This window comes from uncultured Exiguobacterium sp. (assembly GCF_964277885.1).
Classification (GTDB): Bacteria; Bacillota; Bacilli; order Exiguobacteriales; family Exiguobacteriaceae; genus Exiguobacterium_A.
This window is the reverse complement of the sequence record NZ_CAXYJR010000005.1, coordinates 1,685,111-1,707,774: the sequence shown is the minus strand read 5'-3', so window position 1 is coordinate 1,707,774 and position 22,664 is coordinate 1,685,111. Positions and strand designations below refer to the sequence as shown.

At 48.6% G+C, this 22,664-nt stretch carries 21 protein-coding genes; 14 read left to right on the top strand and 7 right to left on the bottom strand.

Annotated features, from left to right (window positions below; genetic code table 11):
- Positions 1-198: 198 nt before the first annotated feature.
- Together ACHWTJ_RS10820 and ACHWTJ_RS10815 are read left to right on the top strand one after the other, a co-directional pair.
- The gene (locus tag ACHWTJ_RS10820; protein ID WP_294747294.1) at positions 199-897 is read left to right on the top strand and encodes a cytochrome c biogenesis CcdA family protein; all 699 of its coding nucleotides are present in this window, start codon (positions 199-201) and stop codon (positions 895-897) included.
- A gap of 16 nt (positions 898-913) precedes the next feature.
- A complete protein-coding gene (locus tag ACHWTJ_RS10815) occupies positions 914-1,393 on the top strand; it encodes a CcdC family protein (protein WP_294747290.1) in 480 nt (159 codons plus the stop codon).
- Between the two features lie 44 nt (positions 1,394-1,437).
- On the opposite strand, the gene ACHWTJ_RS10810 is transcribed toward ACHWTJ_RS10815, so the two are convergent.
- Positions 1,438-1,863: a DUF2621 family protein gene (locus ACHWTJ_RS10810; protein ID WP_035408684.1), complete on the bottom strand. Its 426-nt coding sequence runs from the start codon at positions 1,861-1,863 to the stop codon at positions 1,438-1,440.
- A 91-nt stretch (positions 1,864-1,954) separates the two neighbouring features.
- On the opposite strand from ACHWTJ_RS10810, the gene ACHWTJ_RS10805 reads away from it, so the two are divergent.
- Complete coding sequence (locus tag ACHWTJ_RS10805) at positions 1,955-2,278, top strand: hypothetical protein (RefSeq protein ID WP_023467783.1); 324 nt, start codon at positions 1,955-1,957, stop codon at positions 2,276-2,278.
- 43 nt (positions 2,279-2,321) lie between these two features.
- Here the strand turns inward: ACHWTJ_RS10805 and ACHWTJ_RS10800 are convergent, their stop codons facing one another.
- From ACHWTJ_RS10800 to ACHWTJ_RS10790, 3 genes are all read right to left on the bottom strand, one after another.
- Positions 2,322-3,626, bottom strand: coding sequence for an LD-carboxypeptidase (locus ACHWTJ_RS10800; protein ID WP_394679702.1), 1,305 nt, complete (start codon positions 3,624-3,626; stop codon positions 2,322-2,324).
- A gap of 26 nt (positions 3,627-3,652) precedes the next feature.
- Positions 3,653-4,666 (bottom strand): hypothetical protein, encoded by a 1,014-nt coding sequence (locus tag ACHWTJ_RS10795; RefSeq protein ID WP_023467785.1) that lies wholly within the window; start codon positions 4,664-4,666, stop codon positions 3,653-3,655.
- 92 nt (positions 4,667-4,758) lie between these two features.
- On the bottom strand, positions 4,759-5,199 hold the full coding sequence (locus ACHWTJ_RS10790; RefSeq protein WP_023467786.1) for an Rrf2 family transcriptional regulator: 441 nt from the start codon (positions 5,197-5,199) through the stop codon (positions 4,759-4,761).
- A gap of 140 nt (positions 5,200-5,339) precedes the next feature.
- Here ACHWTJ_RS10790 and ACHWTJ_RS10785 point away from each other — a divergent pair, with 140 nt between their 5' ends.
- Positions 5,340-6,137: a hypothetical protein gene (locus ACHWTJ_RS10785; RefSeq protein ID WP_294747276.1), complete on the top strand. Its 798-nt coding sequence runs from the start codon at positions 5,340-5,342 to the stop codon at positions 6,135-6,137.
- Between the two features lie 61 nt (positions 6,138-6,198).
- Here ACHWTJ_RS10785 and ACHWTJ_RS10780 read toward each other — a convergent pair whose 3' ends face one another.
- Positions 6,199-7,443 carry an MDR family MFS transporter gene (locus ACHWTJ_RS10780; RefSeq protein ID WP_394679701.1) on the bottom strand — a complete coding sequence of 415 codons (1,245 nt, stop codon included), beginning with the start codon at positions 7,441-7,443 and terminating at the stop codon, positions 6,199-6,201.
- A gap of 402 nt (positions 7,444-7,845) precedes the next feature.
- Between ACHWTJ_RS10780 and ACHWTJ_RS10775 the strand changes: the two genes are divergently transcribed.
- The 3 genes from ACHWTJ_RS10775 (at position 7,846) to ACHWTJ_RS10765 (ending at position 11,233) form a co-directional block, all read left to right on the top strand.
- Positions 7,846-9,426 (top strand): peptide chain release factor 3, encoded by a 1,581-nt coding sequence (locus ACHWTJ_RS10775; protein WP_035408673.1) that lies wholly within the window; start codon positions 7,846-7,848, stop codon positions 9,424-9,426.
- A gap of 125 nt (positions 9,427-9,551) precedes the next feature.
- The gene (locus tag ACHWTJ_RS10770) at positions 9,552-10,025 is read left to right on the top strand and encodes a general stress protein (protein ID WP_394679700.1); all 474 of its coding nucleotides are present in this window, start codon (positions 9,552-9,554) and stop codon (positions 10,023-10,025) included.
- 119 nt (positions 10,026-10,144) lie between these two features.
- Positions 10,145-11,233, top strand: a complete 1,089-nt coding sequence (locus ACHWTJ_RS10765; RefSeq protein ID WP_394679699.1) for an MBL fold metallo-hydrolase — start codon at positions 10,145-10,147, stop codon at positions 11,231-11,233.
- 165 nt (positions 11,234-11,398) lie between these two features.
- On the opposite strand, the gene ACHWTJ_RS10760 is transcribed toward ACHWTJ_RS10765, so the two are convergent.
- Positions 11,399-12,637, bottom strand: coding sequence for a purine/pyrimidine permease (locus tag ACHWTJ_RS10760; RefSeq protein WP_394679698.1), 1,239 nt, complete (start codon positions 12,635-12,637; stop codon positions 11,399-11,401).
- Positions 12,638-12,744: 107 nt separating this feature from the next.
- Here ACHWTJ_RS10760 and ACHWTJ_RS10755 point away from each other — a divergent pair, with 107 nt between their 5' ends.
- From ACHWTJ_RS10755 to ACHWTJ_RS10745, 3 genes are read left to right on the top strand one after another with little or no spacing between them, the layout of a single operon-like run.
- Positions 12,745-13,566, top strand: coding sequence for a LysR family transcriptional regulator (locus ACHWTJ_RS10755; protein ID WP_294749938.1), 822 nt, complete (start codon positions 12,745-12,747; stop codon positions 13,564-13,566).
- Between the two features lie 32 nt (positions 13,567-13,598).
- Entirely contained in the window at positions 13,599-14,783 is a 1,185-nt protein-coding gene (locus tag ACHWTJ_RS10750; RefSeq protein WP_394679697.1) for an RtcB family protein, read from the top strand.
- 27 nt (positions 14,784-14,810) lie between these two features.
- Positions 14,811-15,410, top strand: a complete 600-nt coding sequence (locus ACHWTJ_RS10745; RefSeq protein ID WP_394679696.1) for a hypothetical protein — start codon at positions 14,811-14,813, stop codon at positions 15,408-15,410.
- 34 nt (positions 15,411-15,444) lie between these two features.
- Here the strand turns inward: ACHWTJ_RS10745 and ACHWTJ_RS10740 are convergent, their stop codons facing one another.
- Complete coding sequence (locus ACHWTJ_RS10740) at positions 15,445-15,939, bottom strand: hypothetical protein (protein WP_294742347.1); 495 nt, start codon at positions 15,937-15,939, stop codon at positions 15,445-15,447.
- Positions 15,940-16,196: 257 nt separating this feature from the next.
- Here ACHWTJ_RS10740 and acnA point away from each other — a divergent pair, with 257 nt between their 5' ends.
- The 4 genes from acnA (at position 16,197) to ACHWTJ_RS10720 (ending at position 22,663) form a co-directional block, all read left to right on the top strand.
- A complete protein-coding gene (acnA, locus tag ACHWTJ_RS10735; protein WP_023467797.1) occupies positions 16,197-18,923 on the top strand; it encodes an aconitate hydratase AcnA in 2,727 nt (908 codons plus the stop codon).
- A gap of 55 nt (positions 18,924-18,978) precedes the next feature.
- Complete coding sequence (locus ACHWTJ_RS10730; protein WP_394679695.1) at positions 18,979-19,449, top strand: DUF3939 domain-containing protein; 471 nt, start codon at positions 18,979-18,981, stop codon at positions 19,447-19,449.
- A gap of 186 nt (positions 19,450-19,635) precedes the next feature.
- Entirely contained in the window at positions 19,636-20,343 is a 708-nt protein-coding gene (locus ACHWTJ_RS10725) for a hypothetical protein (RefSeq protein WP_294742344.1), read from the top strand.
- Between the two features lie 76 nt (positions 20,344-20,419).
- Positions 20,420-22,663, top strand: coding sequence for an AAA family ATPase (locus tag ACHWTJ_RS10720; RefSeq protein ID WP_394679694.1), 2,244 nt, complete (start codon positions 20,420-20,422; stop codon positions 22,661-22,663).
- Position 22,664 lies beyond the last annotated feature (1 nt).

The following is a 22,664-nucleotide window of genomic DNA, read 5'->3' as shown; positions in this document are numbered from 1 at the left end:
TCGTATCCATATTCTAGCAAGTCCATTTACGAGGTGCAACGAGATTTCAGTAAAATCGACGAAATGTAATTTTTTTGTAATTTTGGCGGACACGAATCTTTTGCAACTTTCTGTGAGATAATAGGTGCTAAATGCAGAGGAGTTTGGCAAAATAGAGGAGGAACTTCTTCTATAGTAGTAAAGAAAGGGGATGCTCAGATGGAGCTCTCATTATGGTTAGCGTTCGGAGCCGGTCTGTTATCATTTGTCTCTCCGTGTACGCTGCCGCTGTATCCTGTATTTCTCTCCTATATTACAGGGGTATCGGTCACGGATTTGAAGGAACGAGGGGTACGGGAAAGACAATCCTTGTTTCATACGTTAGCGTTCCTCGTTGGATTTGCAATGGTTTTCGCTGTGCTCGGACTCTCGACGTCCTTGTTCGCAGATGTCTTCATCACCTATCGAGATACGTTACGGATGGTTGGGGCACTCGTCATCTTCGTGTTCGGTGTCGTCCTCGTCGGGTTATGGCAACCGACATTCTTGATGCGTGAAAAGAAACTGAATCTTGGGGAACGAAAAGGGGGATACGTCGGAACAGTGCTTGTCGGAATCGGTTTTGCGGCCGGTTGGACACCGTGTACAGGTCCGATTCTCGCAGGAGTCATCGGATTAGCTGCGACCAATCCGAGCCAAGGCATGTTTTACATGCTTGCATATGTTCTCGGATTCTCGATTCCATTCTTATTAATGGCGTTCTTCGTTGGTCGTTCGCGTCTATTCGTGCAGTATAGTCTGAAATTAACGAAATTCGGTGGAGCTTTAATGATGGTCTTCGGTGTCATGCTGTATTTTGATGGTCTCAGTAAATTCGCAGCATGGATGAGTGACATCGTCGGTTTCACAGGATTTTAATCAAGGAAGTGATCAGATGATTTGGATATCAACTGGAGTAGCGCTCATCATGGGATTGCTGATCAGCTTCATTCGCGTGAAGGCATCAGCAAAACCGACGAACGCTAAAAAAATCTTGATCCCACCGTTTGCGATGTCAACGGGAATGCTGCAGTTTTTATACCCGGCATCCCGTCTGACATGGACGGAGGTAGCGGAAGCATTGCTCGTTGGAGCCATCTTCAGTATCTTTTTGATTAAGACATCCAATTTTTATGAAGCGGAAGGGCAAATTTATTTGCAACGTTCGAAAGCATTTTTCATCGTCTTATTCGGTATCTTACTCGTTCGGACGGTTGCGAAATTTTTCATCGGAGGACAGATTGATATCTTCGAGACGGGTGGGATCTTTTATCTCGTTGCCTTCGGAATGATTGCACCTTGGCGCTTCGCGATGTATCTAAAATACAAACGGGTGAAATCGGGCACCGTACCGGTCGCGCATTTACCTCACTAAAAAAAACCGCTGAAGGAGACTTCGGCGGTTTTTTCGTGCATCCTTTAATTTTGGAAATATAATGCGTAGTCTCGCCAGTCGATGGCGTGCTCCGTCAAAGCTTTTTTCAAGAATTTATGATCGCGTTTCGGTGTCGCAGAAATATACCCTTTGACGACGAGTTCAGATGTCATCTCTGTCGCCCGTTCTTCGAGTGCGAACTGTCCGATCCGCCCGGCAATTTTGCGGCGGGCGACATCACGAAATGCCGATGGAACCGGCATGACGAGAGCATTCAATAATTCCATCGTCTCATCCGTCCAAAGGTGTCGTGTTTTGTCGATGTACTCATCTTCCCAGTCCATCATCGATTTACCGTCTTCTTTCGGCAACTTCTTGAGGAACTTCCGGAACATGAAAAACCCGCCGATCGCCATGAGTGTAATCATGATAAAGCCCCAGAGCAGAATCCCGTTCATGAACCATTCCATGCGCGACTCATCCCCCTTTCACATCAAATATAGATTAGCATAAATCAGGTGGACGTGCTATGATGAATGACGGAGAAAGTGAGGCGAAAAAATGCTGCAACCATACGTACAATTGGACGAGACCGGACAGCCCCGTAAAGGTGTCTTACCTGAAACAGCGGACGGTCGGATCGTTGAATTCTATTATGATACGAAGGGTGAGGAAATCACAGTCATCTTCGTCACCGTTCCGGCAGAAGATGCGAGCCGGAAGCGTGCGTTTACGGTCGGGAAAACGTTCAAGACGGTCTCGACGCTTGAAGATTTCACGTTACTTCACTATGAATGGGCAAATGACCAGATTTTCGCGACACTCGAGATGTTTGCGGATGGGTCGAAACGTCAAATCGACGCTTCGAGATTGCTCGACTATTAAAAAAGAAGGAGATGCGGATTGCCGCGTCTCCTTCTTTTAATATTCAAGAAATATGAAGTCGGATGACCTTGTCATGGAGATCAACCTGTCCACCGATCGGGAACGTAAACAGAGGACTCGTATGTCCAAAGTCGACATTCGCAAGGACCGGTATTTGTTTTAGTGATGGGTAAAGTGAGATTAAATAACGCAGATGTTCTTCCGTCATCTTCGTTTCGAGTTGGAAGCGTCCGAAGACGATTCCGCGAACCGTCTCCGCACCCGGTTGCGCCATCAACGATGCGAAATCACGGGCGAACGTCGCTGGGTGGACTTCGTAATCGTCTTCAAGGAACAAAATCGCATCCCGTAAATCGGGAAAATGCGGTGTGCCTTGCAGGAGATTTAACGTACAAAGATTCCCACCGAGCAGTCGACCGCTTGCTTTCCCATGAGATAAAAGGATTGGTCCATTGTTCGGTAACGTGATGACATGTCCGCGATCGTTATCGCGCCAATGAATGGATGGCTTGATCGTAACGGGTTCTGTTCCAAACAGCACTTGTTTGAAGTAATCGATCGTATAGGCGTCGCGGTCCCGAAAAGCCCGTAACATCGGTCCCGAATATGTCACTAAGCCGGTATTCGTCAAAATGGCGTGACTGAGCGCCGTGATATCGGAGAAGCCACAAAGGATCTTCGGATGTGTCCGAATCAATTCGTAATCGAGTAAGTCGACGAGTTCATTCGTACTGAACCCACCGCGAACGCATAGAATCGCATCAACGTTCGGATCCGCGAACGCAGCATGAAGATCAGCAACCCGTAACTCAGGATCACTGGATCCGAACGGATTGACGGCACGCGCATGTTGACTGATCGAAACCCGTAAGCCGAGCGATTCGAGTGTCTCGATTGCACCATCGATGATCTTCATCTCGACCGTCGAGAGGCTAGAAGCGGGTGCGATTAAGCGGACATGAGAACCATCCATCAATTTCTTCGGTGTTAACGTCGGCAGGTGGGCAGCGATGATTTCCAACCGGTTACCGAAGGGATCCGCCGTGAAGAAACGACGGCGTGGCGCAAGGCGTGTATCATGCTCAACCGGATAACCGGCAGCTTGAAGAGCATCGCTCAACGCTTCGAACGCAGCGACAGTTAATCCAGGATGCGCTTTTTTTGCAGGAGCGAACGGTTCCTCGATACCGAGGTGAATCGCTGCACCGTGCTCTTCGAACCAGACACCACCACTGGCTTGAACACCAGTCGGTTTTTCGACTTCCTTCATATGTAAAAGCCCGGCATAAAATGCGCGGGCGCGATCTTCTTCGTTTTCTGGCATAGCGAGCTGGACATGATCTAACATGAAGACACTTCCTTTACGAATGAGATTCAGGCAACGAACTGGGTGATCCGTTTCAGTTCACGCTCGACGAGATTCAAGTAAAAGACACCTTCGATCCGACGATCGAGAGATTGAGCAATCTCATAGAGGTTCGTTCGGAGCGCTGCGAGATAAGACGCTTCCTCACCGAGCGATTGCCGATGGGCAAATGCATAGTGAGCGAGTAAGAACTGGAGATATCCACGGTCGGTCAAGAAGGGGATCAATTGTTTTTTCTCTTCCATCGACCACGTGTAGTTCGTATCGTAATACATCTTCGCATACAGATGATACGGTTCATCACCACCTGTAAAGAGGGTTTCGCCACGTTTAACTTCTTCGATCAAGCGTTCGCTCCAATCAAAGCGTTCTTTTTTACGACTGAGAAATAGCGGGAGAATATATGGATGTGCCTGATCTGGCATCCGTGAACAGCCACGTTCATGCCGAAGTGCTGCATAAAGTAGCAAAGCACGATCTTCGAATCCGCGCTCGATCGCATACGTCATCCGGCTGAAAGCTTCACAGGATGGACAATCGCTGAGTTCGTCGCTTGGCGCGTCGACCCATTCCGATAGATAATGATCGGCTTGTTCCTCGTCACCGAGTTTGCTATAGACCATGAAGCTGATATAGTCACGTGTCCGAATAAAGCCATGCGCATCACAGAAATCGATGAAGCGATCAAGATCTTCTTCGAGAAGCGAGACCGTCACGTCTTCTTGTTCTGCCATATAGATCAAGTAGGACTTGTAGTTCCAGTACAAATCAAGTTCTTGTTTTGGAGTTAGTGTCATCTCATCTTTTCGGATCCATTCCATCAAGAGCGTGAAGGACACAAGAAACGATCGGAAGTGTCCTAAATCAAACTGATTTTGTGAAAATGTCCATAAAGAGAGGAAGCGGAGTGAATCATCAGCTGTTTCCTCAAAGATGGCCCATAAGGCCTCACCGCGTGCAACGGAGGGTTCTTCTTCCTTTAAGCGAAGATATAAGAGATGGAGTTCTTCTTGAGGGTTCATCTGTACCCCTCCTTTCTTATATAAGTATACCACGAGCGTTTTGAGAAATCGCAATTGAGCGAGGACGGAATAAAAAAAGATTCCGAACCCGCTCAATCGCGGTTCGGAATCATTTCAAGTATTTGTGGATGAGTTTCAGCTGTCGGATGTAGCAAATCATGTACTGTGTAACCATTGAGTACTTGATGGAACGCCGCAATGGCATCATCGAAAGCATCACGTGCTGGATTGAGCGAAGGAATCTCGTGAATGCCTTCTTGCGGATCGAGAAAATGAACGGTTGGTTCAAACAGTTGTACGACGTCACCGATATGAATTGCATCCGGAGGGCTCGCTAATCGAAAACCACCTCCACGACCACGGACAGATTCAATCAGACCACTCTGTCCTAAACGATAGACTACTTTCATCAAATGATTCTTAGAAATGTCGTAACAATCCGCTACTTCCTGGATTCGGACTAAACGATCGGGATGGGCTGCTGCGAACAGCAGGGACCGAATCGCGTAATCCGTATAACGTGTCATGCGCATTTTCATCACCTACTTAACACACATACTAGGGGGGGGCGCAAGCATTTACAACTTTCAATGTGCAAAAAATAAGATGCATTTTAGAGATTGTTTTTGAGAGTGGATTCACGCATAATGGACGGTGAAAGGTAGGTTAAATTATGCATTTCGATCAGGCATTACACCTTTTGCAACAGCTCGGTCCATCGATGGAGCAAAAGGGATTGCGGATCGCGACGCGCTTCTATGACTCGCTCGAGGCGACGTACGAAGAAGAATTGCGCGCGCTTCGAGAAGCGGGGGCTCAGGACGGAACTCGCGCATTACGGATTTTACGCCTGAGTCAATTATTGAATCAGATTACAAACCAGCATGAATCGAGTGAACTGTTTAAATTGATTTTACTGAATGAAATCGATCAGACGAAATCGTTTCTGTTGACGTACCCTGACATCATCAGTCGTGAAATTCTTCAAGCTATTCAAATCGAATATGACCTTAAAGAAGATGCACCTTTACTTCAAGCATGGGCAATTGTTCACCATCAACTCGTCGATACGTGTCGGCATTTTTGTAAATACCGTCATGCTGAAAACTGGCGTCAACAAGATATTTTGTTGATTGCAGAAGAGCATCATCTCGGAGCCGTCATCGACGAAGCTCGGCATGCACTCCTGACCGGTCGAAAAACGACATTGTTACATGTCTCAGCTGAGGAACTGGCAGAACGAATGTTAGCGAATGTCCTTTCTTTGACGACGAAAGGAATGGTCGTCCATCATATCCGTCAAGACGGTTGGGAACAACAGATGCACGAATTCTTGACGATGATCACGGCGAATGATCCGATCGTCTTCGTCAGTGGATCAACGAATTTCATTGAAGAAATCCAGCAACGACTTGATCCGTTACCAGTCCTCTTCGGTCCGTTCGTAGCGGCAAATCAATTACCATCTTAACGAGAAAAGCGATGTGTAACGCTCTGACAAAAGTCGGAGCATGACACATCGCTTTTTTTTTTTAGGCGGATTTCGTTAAGCGTTTCGCGCGTTGGATCGACCGGTCTAGTGCGAGATAGACCCCACCTGATACACAGCAGAGCAGTCCGACGAATCCGAGCGCAAAGTCACCTTTTCCAGTATCAAGGAATAACGATCCGAGAAGCGGTGCGGTGACGCCGCCGATTAACCACTGGAGACTCGCAGCACCGTTGTACGTTCCGCGGAGATGTTCTGGTGCAATCAAAGCGATGAACGTCATCTGCACAGGGGACATGATCATCTCACCGAGCGTATAGAACGCATAAATCGCAAGCAATACCGTCACGAGCACGACATAATTCGTTCCGAGTGAGAACAGATAGGACGGCACGAACGCGAGGAAAATCATACCGATGCCGAAGATCGAGGCGCCGAGCAACATGACTTTTCCGAATGCTTTCCCTGATAAGCGAGCAGCGATTGGGAACTGGAATAAGACGACCATGATCCCGTTCAGTGCCATCAAGTAAGGAAACGGATTTTGTTTCGTCGGCAAGCCCGGTAGTGCCTCTTTCAAAAAGACCGGTAACATACTCTCGACGAGGGCGAATCCCATCGAGATGAAGACACCCGCACCGATGAAGATTAAAAAGACATGGTCTTTCCGTAATACGGTGAGTGGGGACACTTTGACTTCGTCCGTCTTTTCGATATACTCCGGTTTCGTTTCTTCGATGAAAAAGTAGAGAACGAGTCCGTACAGGAAAAAGACGAAAGCGGCAGAGTAGAAGATGAGTGAACGGTCGACGAACAGGACGGCACTTCCGAGAAGTGGACCGAATGCGGCCCCGACGTTATGTCCCATCCGGAGCAGACCGAACGATTCGTTCAGGCGTTCTGGTGGTGTGACGTCCGCGACCATCGCGCTTGCCGCGGGATGAAACAATGAACTCGATAAACCGAGCAACGCGTTCAACGCGAGAAGCGGTCCGAATGAATCGGCGAACGAGAAACCGATCAAGGCAATGACGTCACCGATGATCGAGAGGACCATCAGTGGTTTTCGACCGAATTTATCAGCGAAATGACCACCGAGGACGGCGCCGACGAGTGACATGATCGGTCCGGTCGCCATGATGACACCGACCAAGAAGTAGGAATCGAGTCGATCCGCGTAATAAAGAACTAAAAATGGTGCGATCATGAACATCATGATCCCGGTGATCGTTTCCCCGACGAACCGGATCCAGATGTTGCGATCGAGCTGTTTAAGTGCGTTAAACATAGTGAAAACCCCTTATATTCCGTTTTTAGACAATAGAAAAGACGGATACGCACAAATATGGGCATACCCGTCCTGATATAAGAGGGCAGCATGTACGTATACGCATACGCACACCCTGCTTAATTAAAAATTAAACGATTGGGTGACGTACAGTTGTAGCCGATACAAAGACAGTGTGGACAGATGTCCGAGCTTGATGGAATACCATTGTACGTCTCCTCCTTCTGTAATAGTGAACTTCCTAGTCATCGTAAAGAAGAAGTAGAGGAATTGTCAACTTTTAATCTGAAAATTAAGTCAATGAAGTGAAATGGACGAGACCTTGAAAATTCGGTATGATAGACTAGTTGCGAAAAAGATTGATCGGACTTTTGAATATATCGGTGAAAGGAACTACCATACATGACAAACATTCTACAAACGGAAGTCGAAAAGCGTCGGATTTTCGGCATCATTTCCCACCCGGATGCGGGTAAGACGACATTAACTGAAAAATTCCTCCTGCACGGAGGAGCGATCCGTGAGGCAGGTTCTGTCAAGGCACGGAAAAACTCGAAATTCGCGAAATCGGACTGGATGGAAATCGAAAAACAACGCGGAATCTCCGTTACGTCTTCGGTCATGCAATTCGAATATGACAAAAAGATCGTCTCGATCATGGATACACCAGGTCACTCGGACTTCGGTGAAGATACGTACCGGATCCTGACAGCGGTTGACTCAGCGATCATGGTCATCGATGCGGCGAAAGGGATCGAGTCGCAAACGAAGAAACTGTTCCAAGTCTGTCGGATGCGCGGAATTCCAATCTTTACGTTCATCAACAAGATGGACCGTCAAGCGCGTGATCCACTCGAATTGATGGAAGAACTCGAAGAAGTCCTCGGTATCCCATCGGTTGCTGTGACGTGGCCAGCTGGTTCAGGTCAACAGTTTGAAGGGGTCTACGACCGCGTCAAAGGACAATTCCATTGTTTCAAGAACGATCGTAAGACGATCGAACTCGGCGAGGAAGGTCTCGCAAACGAAGAACTCGCGACGACGATCAACTCGGAAATGTACGAGACGTTGATGGATGAAGTCGACTTACTCGACGGCGCAGGTAACGAATACGATGAAGAATTGATCGCAAAAGGTGAGTTGACTCCGGTCTTCTTCGGATCAGCACTCGTCGATTTCGGTGTCACACCACTTCTTGAACATTACTTGAACTTGTCTCCTTCACCGACACCACGTGAGTCGAACAAAGGGAAAGTCGAACCGGCACAAGACTTCTTCAGCGGTTTCGTATTCAAGATTCAAGCGAACATGAACCCGAACCACCGTGACCGGATTGCGTTCGTCCGGATTTGTACGGGTAAATTTGATCGTGGAATGGATGTCGTCCTGACACGGACAGGCAAGAAGATGAAACTGTCGCAATCGACACAATTCATGGCGGATGAGCGGGAAACAGTCAATGAAGCGTTCGCAGGAGACGTCATCGGGTTGTACGACTCAGGCAACTATCAAATCGGTGATACGATCACGAACGGTGATCCATCATTGCAATATGAAGCACTACCAACGTTCGCGCCAGAACTCTTCTTGAAGGTCTACACGAAAAACGCCTTGAAGTCGAAACAGTTCCAAAAAGGTGTTGAACAGCTCGCGCAAGAAGGTGCGATCCAGGTCTACAAAACGGAATACAACGAAATCATCCTTGGAGCAATCGGACAACTCCAATTCGAAGTCTTCGAGCACCGGCTCAAAGGTGAGTATGGCGTTGACATCTTGAAGGATGCTGCGAACTTCCAAGTCGCGAAATGGATCAAGCCGGCTGAAGTCGCTGCCGTCAAACAATTGACGGATTCACGGACGGTTCTCGTCTACGATCGTTGGGAAAATGCCGTGTTGTTATTTGCGAATGATTTCGTCTACGAGCGATTCGTTCAGAAAAACGAAGGAACAATCACGCTGGTCGATTCACCGCAACAACTCTAAGTTTTTGACGGACTACTTTTCGAAGTGGTCCGTTTTTTCGTCCCTGAAATCTCGTTTGATGGCAAGCGAACAAGGGTAAAAATAGAGCGTGTTTGAATTCATATGAAAAAGGACGGTGTCATGTGATGGCGAAACGGTTTGTTGGAATCTATCAGGATCAATCGAGTCTGGAACGAAAAATCGAGGAATTGAAACAACAGGGGCATCATGATTCGGATTTTTCTGTCGTCGGTCGAGATGATGCGGCAGACGAAGCATCGGGTGCAAGTTGGATCGATCAGGTCAAATCAAAATTTTCTAAAGAACCACCGCTCCGCGAGACATTAAAACGTGTCGGACATTCGGACGATGAGGCAGAACGGCATTACGCAGAAGTCGAGCGTGGCGGTCTTGCATTGTTCGTCAAGGATCGAGATCACGATCACGATCATGACCACGACCATGACCACCATAATCACCATGACCACGATCATGATCATGACCATCGGCACGATGATAACAAGGTTGAAAATCCGGGGAACAATGCCTATGAGAGCAATCACCGCGGGGACGGTGAGAAGAGCGACCGGGCGAAATGGAAAGCAGACGATCTCGACTAATACCTAGAAGTGAAGGCGCCATACCGGTGTTCTTCACTTTTTTTCGCACTTGGAGTCGTAGGGCAAGATGTGTGAGGAATCGAGGTGCTATACTGAGAGCATCGAAGAGGTGATAAGACATGAAAAAAATAGTGACAGCTCTAGCAGGAATCGGTCTTGCCAGTGCTTGGTTCATCAACCGATACCCGGTATTCGGGAAACGACCAAGCCGTGCAGAGCGGCGGAGTTTTGAGCGATCAGATCGTTTTGTCGACGGGAAATTCAAAAATGAGATGGATTTCCAGTTGAAGATGGAATGGGACTCGATGAAAAGCATCTTAAAGGATTACGGACGAAATATTCCGAATCTGCGTCCTGTCAAAGCGTTACCGACACTTCCGTATCAGCGGCGGCAAGACGATAGTGAAGCACCACGTGTCACATGGTTCGGACATTCGGCGTTTTTACTCGAACTTGACGGGCAAACAATTTTCTTTGACCCGATGCTCGGGCGCGCACCGTCACCATTCCCGAAACTGGGTGGGGGACGTTTTCAAATGACGCAGACCGTCGATCTCGAACGCCTTCCGTTAATCGATGTCGTCGTGTATTCGCATGATCATTATGATCATCTCGATTATCCATCCGTCCTCGCCTTGAAAAATCGAGTTGGTCACTTTATCGTACCGCTCGGTGTCGGCAGTCGTCTCCGTGGATGGGGCGTTTCAGCGGACCGGATCACGGAACTCGACTGGCATGAATCGACGCAAGTCGGTGGTGTTAAACTGACAGCCGCTCCGTCGCGGCATTATTCAGGGCGAAATGGTCTCGATCAGTTTTCGACACTGTGGGCGTCATGGGTCATCGAAGGCTCGCAAAAAGTCTTCTTTAGTGGTGATAGTGGATACGGTCCACACTTCAAAGCAATCGGCGAACAATATGGTCCGTTTGATTTGACGATGATGGAATGCGGGCAATACGATGTCCGGTGGTCCAATTCGCATATGTTACCGGAACAAACAGTTCAAGCACATCGTGATGTCAAAGGTCGCGTCTTGATGCCGATTCACTGGTCTGCATTTATCCTCGCGTTTCATGCCTGGTTCGAACCGGTCGAACGGTTGCTCACGGAAGCGAAACGCGATGAGATTCCGGTTCTGACACCAATGATCGGGGAGAGTGTGACACCCGAGAGCACGACACGAAAATGGTGGCGGGAAGTGCGTTGAGTAAAATAGCTTTTTGATTTTAATTGAATGAAATAAGAAAAAAGCAGCCTTTTCGAATCACATCGAAAAGGCTGCTTTTTTAAATGAATAAACAGAAGAAATGTTCATCCTCGACTCTTACAGGAAAGCGAGGATGATGATATCGTCTGGATCGTACAATACTCTTTAGCTCGCCAATCGATCTGCTTGTTTCGCGCGACGAGAACGTACTTTTTCGATGATCTCGAAACCGAGCACAAGCATCGTTCCGACGAGTAATCCATTACTGAGGAACGGACGAAGTGTCAAAGGCAGAACTTCCGCGATGACGGTTGATTGTAACAAGATACTGATGCCGATGACGGCACTGATCGCAAACGCATGGCGGCGACGACTGTTCTCCATGTTACTTTCCGCTGACTGCCAAGCAATCAGGAACATGTGCGGCAATGTCGCAAGCAACGCGGCACTCGCAACGCTACGTGGTAAGGTCGCGATGATTCCGATCAAGCTTGGGAAGAAACCGATTAGTGCAATGACGAGCGAGGCAATCAAGAACGGACGACGTTTCCGGCTTCCCGTTTGCGCGATGAACCCGCTCGTAATGGGTAACGGAACTGGTACGAGCGTCGAGAATGTAGCAGCGAGTAAATGAATGACGCCTTCGATTGATAACCCTTGGTGCAGACGTCCTTGTTTTTGAAGCGTTGCTTCGACGGCGCTTAAAGCGGCAATCAAATTGACGACGAGCAAAATCGCGAACGGAATCGCGACAAGAAATGCACTACCATCAAACTGTGGCCATCCAAACGGTAACGCTTGCGGTGGTGCGAACAAATTAGACGACGCAGGAAGCGACGGACGGCTGACGAGCCAACCGACGATGATCCCGATCATCAAGGCGAACGGACGTAAGCGACTCGGTCCGAATTGGCTGAGTCCGAGCACGAGCAAGAACGTAATGATACCGGCGAGACGTGTTGCCTCGACGGCGAGGACGGCACCGAGCATGACACCTGTCAATTGAATACATAATAAGAGCAAAAATGTTCCGCTGACGAGCGGTGTGAAGACGGGTAATAAGTATTTCGTCCATCCTGTCAAACCGAGGATGATGAGGACGACGCCAGCAATGACGACGGCTGCCATCGCAATTGTAAAGGCCGTTTTTGAATCGACCGGTAGTGCGGCAATGACGACGAAGATGCTGACCCATGATCCGGCAGGTCCCGATACGATCGGAAGCCGGTGGCCGAAGGCTCCGTGTAGGAAACAGGCAATCCCGCCTACAAAGAACGACCGTTGGACAAGGGCAGCTGTCTCGACTGAAGAGAGGTCGAACAGACTGGCGACGACGATTGGTAAGGCAATCGTGTTCGCGAGTAAAAAGACGATCCACTGGAAGGTAGAAGTCGTTTGTTTCATGAAAAAGCTCCTTTCTTAAACTTCAGATATTCCTGCATCATAGCATATGATTGATGTTATGATTCATATATCTTTATACATGAAAACATATGAAAGAGATGATGAATATGGATTTACGCCAGTACCGCTATTTTTGTGCGGTCGTCGAGGAACAATCCGTCACGCGGGCGGCGGAGCGCTTGCGGATGGCGCAACCAGCCTTGACGCAGCAAATCCGGCGGATGGAAGAAGAGCTTGGCGTTCGTCTGATTGAGCGGGCAGGACGCGGGATCCGGATTACACCGAGCGGCAACCGCTTATATGAACGAGCAGTTTCTTTACTACAGTTCGAGCAGGAGACACGGATGGAAGTGAGCGACATCGAAGCCGGGCGAACAGGGATTTTGCGAATTGGTGTCAACACCTTATCAGCCAGTCGGCTCGTCGAATGGATTGAACAGATGAAACGACGACATCCTGGCATTATCTTACAAGTCCACCAAGGAGAATCGAGTGCGCTCATCGAACGGTTGAAAGAGCGGTCGCTTGATGCAGCATTCGTCCGTCTGCCGATTGATGCGCAAGGGATCTCGATTGAATGGATGGAAGAAGAACCGTTTCATCAAGTCTGGCATCCGGATCACCCAACTGCGAACCTCATCATTCCGAGTCAAGAAGGACTCGGTGTCTTTCAGACGTTAAGTCAACGGCTCGGCGTCGTATCGCAAGAGACGTGTTCCGATGTCTTGACGCTGATTGGTCTTGTCCGCAGTGGACAGGCGGTGACTGTATTGCCGGAGAGTACGTTGCGGGAACTGGATATGACAGGACTGCACCAGACATACTTATCCGGTGCTGCAAGTACGACAGCCTTCGTCTGGTTGACGGAGACGGGACCGACGACACTGACAAAACAATTCATTGAAATCATGCAAGAAACAGCAGAATAACTAAATGGATAGGACAAGAAAGGAACGATCGTATGAAAACGATTCAAGGCACGTATGGGGAAGCGAAGATTTTCACAGATAACGTCGACGACCTGACGATTAAGCAGGTCGCAGCTATGTTAGAGGAACAATTTGCGACAGACAGTCGCGTTCGAATCATGCCGGATTGCCATGCTGGAAAGGGATCTGTCATCGGAACGACGATGCATGTGACGGACGAGGTCGTACCAAATCTCGTCGGTGTTGATATCGGTTGCGGCATGTTATGTACACGACTTGCTGAACAAGAACCAATCGATTATGCGAAACTTGACGCGACGATTCAGCGTCTCGTTCCAAGTGGCATGTCGGTACGGCAAAAAGCCCATCCATTATCAGAGCAGGTACCGTTTGATCAAGTACTTGCACCGTTCAACGAGACACGGGCACGATTATCGATCGGTACACTCGGTGGAGGAAATCACTTCATCGAACTGAATCAGGATGCAGCAGGACAGCGCTATCTCGTCATTCATTCTGGTAGTCGCAATCTTGGAAAGACGATTGCCGAACATTATCAAGCAGAGGCGGAAACGGCACGCTTCCAATTTGACGCGGACCAAGTCATCGCCGAATTAAAACAACAAGGGCGCGAGTCGGATATTCAGGTGACCTTACAGCAATTGAAGGAAAAGCGGTCTACGTTTAACAAAGATTTAGCATCTGTTTCCGGAGAAGCGATGAAGCGCTATCTGCATGATCTCAAGATTGCGCAACGATACGCGGCACTGAACCGTCAGGCGATGACTGAAGTTATTTTTGAAGCGATGGGGTGGACGGCTGCGGATCAGTTCGATACGATCCACAACTACATCGATCTTGACGCGATGATTCTACGAAAAGGTGCCATCTCTGCAAAAGCCGGCGAGCGGGCAATCATTCCGATGAACATGCGTGACGGCTCCTTGATCGTCGTCGGAAAAGGCAATCCCGATTGGAACTATTCCGCGCCACATGGAGCAGGTCGCATCATGTCGCGGTCAAAAGCATTCAAAACAGTTGAACTGGATGCGTTCGAAAAGGCGATGACCGATGTCTGGTCAAGTTCAGTCGTCGCATCGACACGTGACGAGTCGCCGTTCGTCTATAAACCGATGGACGAAATCATTCGCAATACGAGAGAGACAGTCGACGTCGTCGAGATCATTAAACCGCTGTACAACTTTAAGGCGAAGTGAAGTATTTCGCCATAGGAGGATATTTTTATGAAACGTCGAGTGAGAATGTTAATTCTGTTTTCAAGTTTGTTTTTAATCGCTGGATGCACGGATGAGGAGGGCACGACGGAACAGAAAAAAGTAGAAGTCCAAACTACTACGCATACGAATCAAACGAAACACGCCATCTTAAATCCAGCTCAGTATGAGAGACTGTTCAAGTACATGAATGAACACTTGGCGATGGAGCAGTTTCAGTTGAAGGCAAGTACTATTGGTGCAGATTTCACGGTTGTCGATCAATCCTTGAGTTTTGGGAAGAGACGTTGGTTAACGGTTGACGGAACGATTGATACGCCGTCGACACAAGAAACACTTTATTTTGAAAATCAAAAACAAGATACGCAGTTAGTGATTCATTTTGCGTATACAGATCAATACATAGGCAATGATGTGGTTCAGTATCAATCAAGCGATGGTTACAAAGGGCTCAATCAAAAGCTGTCGAATCAATCCGATCTCATCATCATCAGCTACAAAAATATCCTCATATCCGTACAACAAAATTCTTTACAGAAAGTCGATTCAGACACGACACAGGAAGCAGCAAAACAGGTGATTCACGAATTAAAAAACGCTCCCGTTTAAACACGAGAACGTAAAGACGACAACTTTGATTTGATTAGACCGTACCATCCGGCAAAGTTTCACCTGTCCGGCGAATCGTCGCTCCGAGTTCAGCGGCGATCGCATTGACGGCTTCTGAATCTTCGTTGACCTCACTGATCAAGATGACACCGTAATGGTTGGGGTTGATCTGATTCAGCGTCCGGTTGAATAAATCAAACGATTCCCGTTCGTTCTTTTCATCCCGGTTCGCACCAATCAAATAACCAGCAACGGAACCGACGAGCATACCGAACGGACCACCGACGACACCGATCGCCATGCCGATCAATGAGCCTTTGAAGGATTGGTCCTGTTGCGTGAAGTCGATCGCATCGATGAAAGAGAAGCCCTCTGCTTCGTCACGTTTTGCGAGAACCATCTGATCCATCTCGATTTCCTTGATTGCTTCGAGATCCTTAATCATCGCAAAACCTGTTTTTGCTTTTTCTAAATCACTAAAAATGATTGTCGTAATAACGTGCGTTGCATCGCTTTTATATTTCGCCATAATAAACGCCTCCACAAGAATCGGATATCGTACTACACTTTTTAAGTACCCTGAACATTCTAAATGGAAACGCGAGACTGGAAATATGAGAAAAACAGGACAACAGAATAATTTTCTAATATCAGCAATAAGCAAAACTTATCGAAAGTCTTTTGTTCTTTCAAATTGTAACGGAATCCATATTATACTATGATAGAACTGTACAAGTAAGCGGTATCAGGGGCTTGATGTCGTGAACACTTAAAGGGGGAATCACCATGAAGCAAACAGATGTGTCGCAAGATGTCTTTGGCGCACGCCGTTCGTTTGAAGCAAACGGTAAGAATTATCAGTACTATAGTCTTGAAAAATTGGAAGAGCTCGGATTGACGGAAGTCAAACGTCTTCCATACTCGATTCGTGTCCTACTCGAGTCAGTACTTCGTCAACAAGATGGTCGTTCGATCACACGTGAACACGTCGAGAACTTGGCGAAATGGGGAACAGCTCAAGTTTCGAACGATGTCGATGTTCCGTTCAAACCGTCACGCGTCATCCTTCAGGATTTCACAGGTGTTCCAACGGTCGTTGACCTCGCGTCACTTCGTAAAGCGATGCAAGATCTCGGTGGAGACCCATCGGTCATCAACCCAGAAGTACCAGTAGACCTCGTCGTTGACCACTCTGTTCAAGTCGATGCTTACGGTTTTGCTGGTGCACTTGCAGAAAACATGGATCTCGAATTCGAACGTAACGAAGAGCGTTACAAATTGCTTCGCTGGGCGACTTCGGCATTCGATAACTATCGTGCTGTACCACCCGCAACAGGGATCGTCCACCAAGTTAACCTCGAGTACTTGGCATCTGTCGTCCTTGAAAAGGAAACAGCAGACGGTACAGTTGATGTGTATCCGGATACACTCGTCGGAACGGACTCACACACGACGATGATCAACGGTCTTGGCGTCCTCGGTTGGGGAGTCGGTGGGATCGAAGCGGAAGCGGGCATGCTCGGGCAGCCATCGTTCTTCCCAGTACCAGAAGTCATCGGTGTACGCATCACAGGTGAGATGCACCCAGGAACGACAGCAACAGACGTTGCTCTTCGTGTAACGGAAATGCTCCGTCAAGAGAATGTCGTCGGTAAATTCGTCGAGTTCTTCGGTCCATCACTCCACTTGATGTCACTTTCTGACCGGGCAACAATCGCGAACATGGCGCCAGAATACGGTGCAACATGTGGATTCTTCCCAGTCGACACAGAAACATTGACGTACCTTCGTCTGACAGGTCGCGATGAAGAATTGATCGAAAAAGTCGAGAACTACTCGAAAGCAAACGGTTTGTTCTACACGCCACAAAACGAAGATCCAACATTCACGAAAACAGTCGAACTTGATCTTTCAACGATCGTTCCTGCCCTTGCTGGACCAAAACGTCCACAAGACCGGATCGATTTGACGGATGTTCATACATCATTCAAAAAAGCGTTGACGGCTCCACAAGGAAACGCTGGATTCGGCTTGGCGGAAGAAGAAGCGAACAAAGTCGCTGTCGTTCAGTTCGAAGACGAAGCAGTTGAAATGCGTACTGGTGACGTCGCAATCGCTGCGATCACGAGCTGTACGAACACATCAAACCCATACGTCATGATCGGTGCGGGACTCGTCGCGAAAAAAGCGATCGAACTCGGTCTTTCGGTTCCGAAATACGTCAAGACATCACTTGCGCCAGGATCGAAGGTCGTTACGGATTACCTCGAGAAATCAGGACTCCAAACGTACCTTGACGAACTCGGCTTCAACACGGTCGGTTACGGCTGTACGACATGTATCGGGAACTCTGGTCCACTTGACCGCGCTGTCGAAGACGCGATCCTCGGTTCAGACTTACTCGTTTCGTCTGTCCTCTCCGGTAATCGTAACTTCGAAGGTCGTGTCCACCCGCTCGTCAAAGCGAACTACTTGGCTTCACCGCCACTCGTCGTCGCGTATGCACTTGCAGGAACAGTCGACGTCGATATCATGAACGCGTCACTCGGAACAGGCAAAGACGGACAAGAAGTCTTCTTCGCTGACATCTGGCCATCACGTGATGAGATTCAAACGATCATCAACACGGTCGTCACACCAGAAAGCTTCCGTGCAGAATACGATTCAGTCTTCACAGGAAACGAACGTTGGAACAACCTTGATGTGCCAACAGGAGATCAGTACGACTTCGACGGTGAGTCGACGTATATCCAAAACCCACCGTTCTTCGAGAACTTGGCGAAGGAAGCTGGTCAAGTCGAAGCCCTCAACGGACTCCGTGTCTTCGGTAAGTTCGCTGATTCGGTCACGACGGACCACATCTCACCAGCCGGTTCATTCTCGAAAACGACACCAGCCGGTCAATACCTCGTCAACAAAGGGGTTGCACCAAAAGACTTCAACTCATACGGTTCACGTCGTGGTAACCACGAAATCATGATGCGCGGAACGTTCGCGAACATCCGGATCCGTAACCAAGTCGCACCAGGTACAGAAGGTGGCTTCACGACGTATTGGCCAACAGGCGAAACGATGGCGATGTACGATGCTGCGATGAAGTACAAAGAAGATGGCACAGGTCTCGTCATCCTCGCTGGTAAAGACTACGGTATGGGTTCTTCACGTGACTGGGCAGCAAAAGGAACGAACTTGCTCGGCGTCAAAGCCGTCATCGCGGAGAGCTTCGAGCGGATTCACCGTTCAAACCTCGTCATGATGGGTGTTCTTCCACTGCAATACGTGGCAGGCACGACAGCTGAAACACTTGGTTTAACAGGTGAAGAAGCGATCAGCATCGCAATCGATGAGTCTGTTCGTCCGCGTGACATCGTTAAAGTCACGGCGACAGCGGCAGACGGAAAAGTCACTGAGTTCGAAGCGATTGCTCGTTTTGATTCAGAAGTCGACATCGATTACTACCGTCACGGCGGGATCCTTCCAATGGTCCTTCGTGAGCGTCTCCAACAAGCATAAGGGGATCAATTAAAGGTGGGGGAAACCCCGCCTTTTTTGACGAGAGGAGAATACGATGAATCGATTCAAGAAGTGGTTTCAACCAAAGAGTGAGAATCCGTTACCTATGCGTGACGTGACGCTAGAAGAAGTGAAGCAGGCGACGCATAAGTTTGAATCTGAACTACCGAAAGGAACGAATCGGACGGTTCTCCTAGATGCTGAGCAGCGAATCGATTTGACTCAATTGGAACATTTACTAAAAGCGCGCTCGACACAAGTGTTCTATATGTCACGGGAAACGTTTGCTATCATGGAAGCAAAAGACCGTGAACTCGTCTATGAGATGGATCATGTCCAAATCGCTGTGGATCAGTACTTACACCACGTCAAGAAGTTGCCACTTAAAGCCCATACGAAGACGATGCAGGTTGATTGTGCGAAACTTTTTCAAGAGGGTTATTTGCGTGAGATGCCGCATCATAGTTACTATCTCGTCGATGATTCACTCATCGTCTCATTGACACCAAAAGCACCAAGACCATGAGAGAGGACGGACCGAATCGATTCGGTTCGTCTTTTTTTGATGATCACGACGATTTTTGTCATTTGTTCAAAAGTCTGACGAATTTACTCAGAAATCGTGAAATCTTGGACAAACCCTTTGTATTTCCCCTTTAAAACCGATACGATGATAGGGAATAGAGACTTGAGCTAGGAAGGTGTACATGGCATGACGAAACGAACGAGCACGTGGATTGCAGTAGCAATCGTGGCAATGGCGATCCTCCTTGCCTACAATTTTTATCTCTTGAACAAGACGCAGACCGCAAGCGATGAAAAAGCCGCGACGGTCAAACCGTTTTATACGATGACACGCATTCAATATGTCGAGAAGAAACTCGCGACGAAAAAAGATGAGCTCGAAGCCCGGACATATGAAGTCGTCTTTGACGACAAAGGGCATTTCCGGACGGAAGTCGTAGACGGACCTTCGAAAGGATCGCTCGCGATCTGGAACGGTACGATGTTCCGTGAGTATGATGCGACAGGGAAGTTAGTCAATGAGACGAAAGCGGGTAAGAGCGTCAGTGCGCCGCGTCCGTTCCTCTCTCGCGGATTCAACGAACAGATTCTCGCCTTCATCAATAAAGGTGACTTTGGACAAGTCGAGGGAGAGGCAGACATCGCAGGGATGGCTGCGGACGTGTACGTGAAAAAAGAACCATCGAGCACAGTTCCGGAAGAATGGATCAAACAATATCCATCAATCTTCGATAAAGAAAACAACCAGGAACAAGCGACGTATTATGTTGCTTCCGACCGTTCGAAAGTACTCGGTGCGGAGTCACGCAATAACGGTAAACTGTTCTACTCTGTCAAGATGAAGAGTTTTGAGACGATTGATACGTTCGATAAGGATTGGCTAAAAGCAAAATAAACAAGAAACGACCGGCGATGACGCTACGAAACGGTAGCGGACAAAGTCGGTTTTTTCGAGACGCAGGAGGTTCAACATGGAAGCATTCTCGAAAGAGGAGATGTTCAATCAAATCAAGGCGTGGGAAGAGGGCGCGAAAGTCGAGGAGGTGCTTGCCTTACGTTATGCTCAAAGTAGTCGGCTACTTGGAGAAACGGAAGCACTCGTCCGGATCTTAGCGTTACTCGTCGAGCATCGCTATATCATGACAGGACGACTGGACGCCTTAGCTGAGAGCTGGATGCAAGAAATCCGTCAGCATGGTCGCTTGCCAGCTCGTCTGGAGCAGTTATTGACGGAACAACAACTACAAAGTACGTATCAGCGACTCGTCGCGCACACGTTCCCGACAATCCGTGAGACGGACAATGCGAACGCAAAACGCTCGGCGACGAAGGAACTGATTCTCCAGGCGAGCCAAATCGTCGAGGAGACGGAACAAATTGTCGAACTAACGGAGCGATTACGCCGGTTAGATGCCGGACGCTGGACGGAACTGTTCGAGGCTGGAACGGCATTGTTGCGTTCGAGTGCAACGCTTGAGCAGACGGCGCAGACGTTCGTCGACAGCTTACAAGAACGCTTCTATTCCCGGGAAGCATTCCGTGAGATGACGGAATTAAAGGCGACGACGATTCAGGATCTCAAGCGTGTCGTTGCCCTACTTCCCGTCGAAAGTAAACAAGTCGAACGGTCAGCACTCGAAGAACTCGACGCAATGATTGGCCTTGAAGACATCAAACAACGGGTCCACCATATGTATCGTTTCTTGAAGTACCAACAAAAACGATCGGAAGATGGCTATCGTTCAAGTGATCAACCATCGCTACACATGATCTTAATGGGAAACCCGGGAACCGGAAAGACGACGCTTGCTCGTCTGATGGCGAAAATCTATCACGAGCTCGGACTACTCGAACGCCCGGAAGTCGTCGAGACGGACCGTTCGTCACTCGTCGGTGCGTTCGTCGGACAGACGGAAGAACAGGTCATGAGTAAAGTTCGTGAAGCCGTCGGAGGGGTGCTCTTCATCGATGAAGCCTATGCTTTAAAACGTGCCGGACAAAGTGGGAACGATTATGGTCAGGCCGCGATTGATACGCTCGTCGCAGCGATGACGAGTGGGGAATATGCTGGGCGATTTGCGGTTGTGCTTGCCGGTTACCCAGAAGAGATGCGGGATTTCCTGAAGGCGAATCCTGGACTCCGGAGTCGTTTCCCGGAATCAAATCATTATCTACTCGCCGACTATACGGATCAGGAGCTGCTCGCCATCGGACGCTCGATCGCGACCGCAAACGATTACGTCTTGACGGAACAAGCAGAGCGGGCGTTGCTCGGACGGCTTGAGCGAGAGCGCGTCGACGCCAGTTTCGGAAATGGACGCGCCGTCCGTAATATCGTGCTTGATGCGATCTTCAAGAAGGGATCAAGCCTTGGAGAAAGTGCCAGTCACGAAGACTTTGCCTTACTCGAACAAGAAGATTTCGAGATGGTGCAAGAACCTGACGCAACCGTTGAGGAACGGATCGCTTCGCTCGTCGGATTGTCTGATCTCAAAGATGAACTCAAACAAATTGAAGCGTTGTTATCGATGCAAAAACGCCGTCGGGAAGCAGGATATAAGGTGTTACCGGTCGAATTGCACGCAGTCTTTAGCGGCAATAGTGGGACCGGGAAGACGACCGTCGCCCAGCTTTATGCCGATGTCTTACGACAATGCGGCTATTTAAAACGCGGGCACTTGAAAGTCGTCAGCCGGGCGGATCTCGTCTCCGGTTATGTCGGACAGACAGCGCAAAAGACGCGTGACGCGATTCGAGATGCCCTAGGTGGTGTCTTATTCATTGATGAAGCGTATGCGTTAAACGGTGGAGCGAATGACTTCGGGAAGGAAGCAATCGATACGCTTGTAGATGAAATGACGAAACATCAAGACAATCTCGTCGTCGTTCTTGCAGGTTACGAGCAACAGATGAATGCCTTGCTTGCGAGTAATCCAGGATTAAAATCTCGCTTTAAGCGATCATTCCACTTCCCAAATTATTCGCCAGACGAGTTGATTCAAATCATTGAAGGATACGCGGCACGGTTCGGATACGAGCTGACGGAGGACGCACGATCGACGCTTACTGAGAAGATTGATGTCGTTCCGAACGGAAACGCACGGGCGGCAATCACGATCGTTGAACAGGCGATTGCGAAACAATCGATGCGATTAATTGACAAAGTTAGCTTGTCCGGTTCAGAATGGTCCTATCTTGAAAAAGAGGATTTTTAAG

Coding starts and splice junctions, on each gene's coding strand:
- ACHWTJ_RS10805 (WP_023467783.1), top strand. CDS start 1,955: ATGCTGCAACCATACGTACAATTGGACGAGACCGGACAGCCCCGTAAA.
- ACHWTJ_RS10790 (WP_023467786.1), bottom strand. CDS start 5,199: ATGCGCATGACACGTTATACGGATTACGCGATTCGGTCCCTGCTGTTC.
- ACHWTJ_RS10795 (WP_023467785.1), bottom strand. CDS start 4,666: ATGAACCCTCAAGAAGAACTCCATCTCTTATATCTTCGCTTAAAGGAA.
- ACHWTJ_RS10775 (WP_035408673.1), top strand. CDS start 7,846: ATGACAAACATTCTACAAACGGAAGTCGAAAAGCGTCGGATTTTCGGC.
- ACHWTJ_RS10810 (WP_035408684.1), bottom strand. CDS start 1,863: ATGGAATGGTTCATGAACGGGATTCTGCTCTGGGGCTTTATCATGATT.
- ACHWTJ_RS10725 (WP_294742344.1), top strand. CDS start 19,636: ATGACGAAACGAACGAGCACGTGGATTGCAGTAGCAATCGTGGCAATG.
- ACHWTJ_RS10750 (WP_394679697.1), top strand. CDS start 13,599: ATGAAAACGATTCAAGGCACGTATGGGGAAGCGAAGATTTTCACAGAT.
- ACHWTJ_RS10800 (WP_394679702.1), bottom strand. CDS start 3,626: ATGTTAGATCATGTCCAGCTCGCTATGCCAGAAAACGAAGAAGATCGC.
- ACHWTJ_RS10785 (WP_294747276.1), top strand. CDS start 5,340: ATGCATTTCGATCAGGCATTACACCTTTTGCAACAGCTCGGTCCATCG.
- ACHWTJ_RS10765 (WP_394679699.1), top strand. CDS start 10,145: ATGAAAAAAATAGTGACAGCTCTAGCAGGAATCGGTCTTGCCAGTGCT.
- acnA (WP_023467797.1), top strand. CDS start 16,197: ATGAAGCAAACAGATGTGTCGCAAGATGTCTTTGGCGCACGCCGTTCG.
- ACHWTJ_RS10780 (WP_394679701.1), bottom strand. CDS start 7,443: ATGTTTAACGCACTTAAACAGCTCGATCGCAACATCTGGATCCGGTTC.
- ACHWTJ_RS10760 (WP_394679698.1), bottom strand. CDS start 12,637: ATGAAACAAACGACTTCTACCTTCCAGTGGATCGTCTTTTTACTCGCG.
- ACHWTJ_RS10820 (WP_294747294.1), top strand. CDS start 199: ATGGAGCTCTCATTATGGTTAGCGTTCGGAGCCGGTCTGTTATCATTT.
- ACHWTJ_RS10815 (WP_294747290.1), top strand. CDS start 914: ATGATTTGGATATCAACTGGAGTAGCGCTCATCATGGGATTGCTGATC.
- ACHWTJ_RS10770 (WP_394679700.1), top strand. CDS start 9,552: ATGGCGAAACGGTTTGTTGGAATCTATCAGGATCAATCGAGTCTGGAA.
- ACHWTJ_RS10745 (WP_394679696.1), top strand. CDS start 14,811: ATGAAACGTCGAGTGAGAATGTTAATTCTGTTTTCAAGTTTGTTTTTA.
- ACHWTJ_RS10720 (WP_394679694.1), top strand. CDS start 20,420: ATGGAAGCATTCTCGAAAGAGGAGATGTTCAATCAAATCAAGGCGTGG.
- ACHWTJ_RS10755 (WP_294749938.1), top strand. CDS start 12,745: ATGGATTTACGCCAGTACCGCTATTTTTGTGCGGTCGTCGAGGAACAA.
- ACHWTJ_RS10740 (WP_294742347.1), bottom strand. CDS start 15,939: ATGGCGAAATATAAAAGCGATGCAACGCACGTTATTACGACAATCATT.
- ACHWTJ_RS10730 (WP_394679695.1), top strand. CDS start 18,979: ATGAATCGATTCAAGAAGTGGTTTCAACCAAAGAGTGAGAATCCGTTA.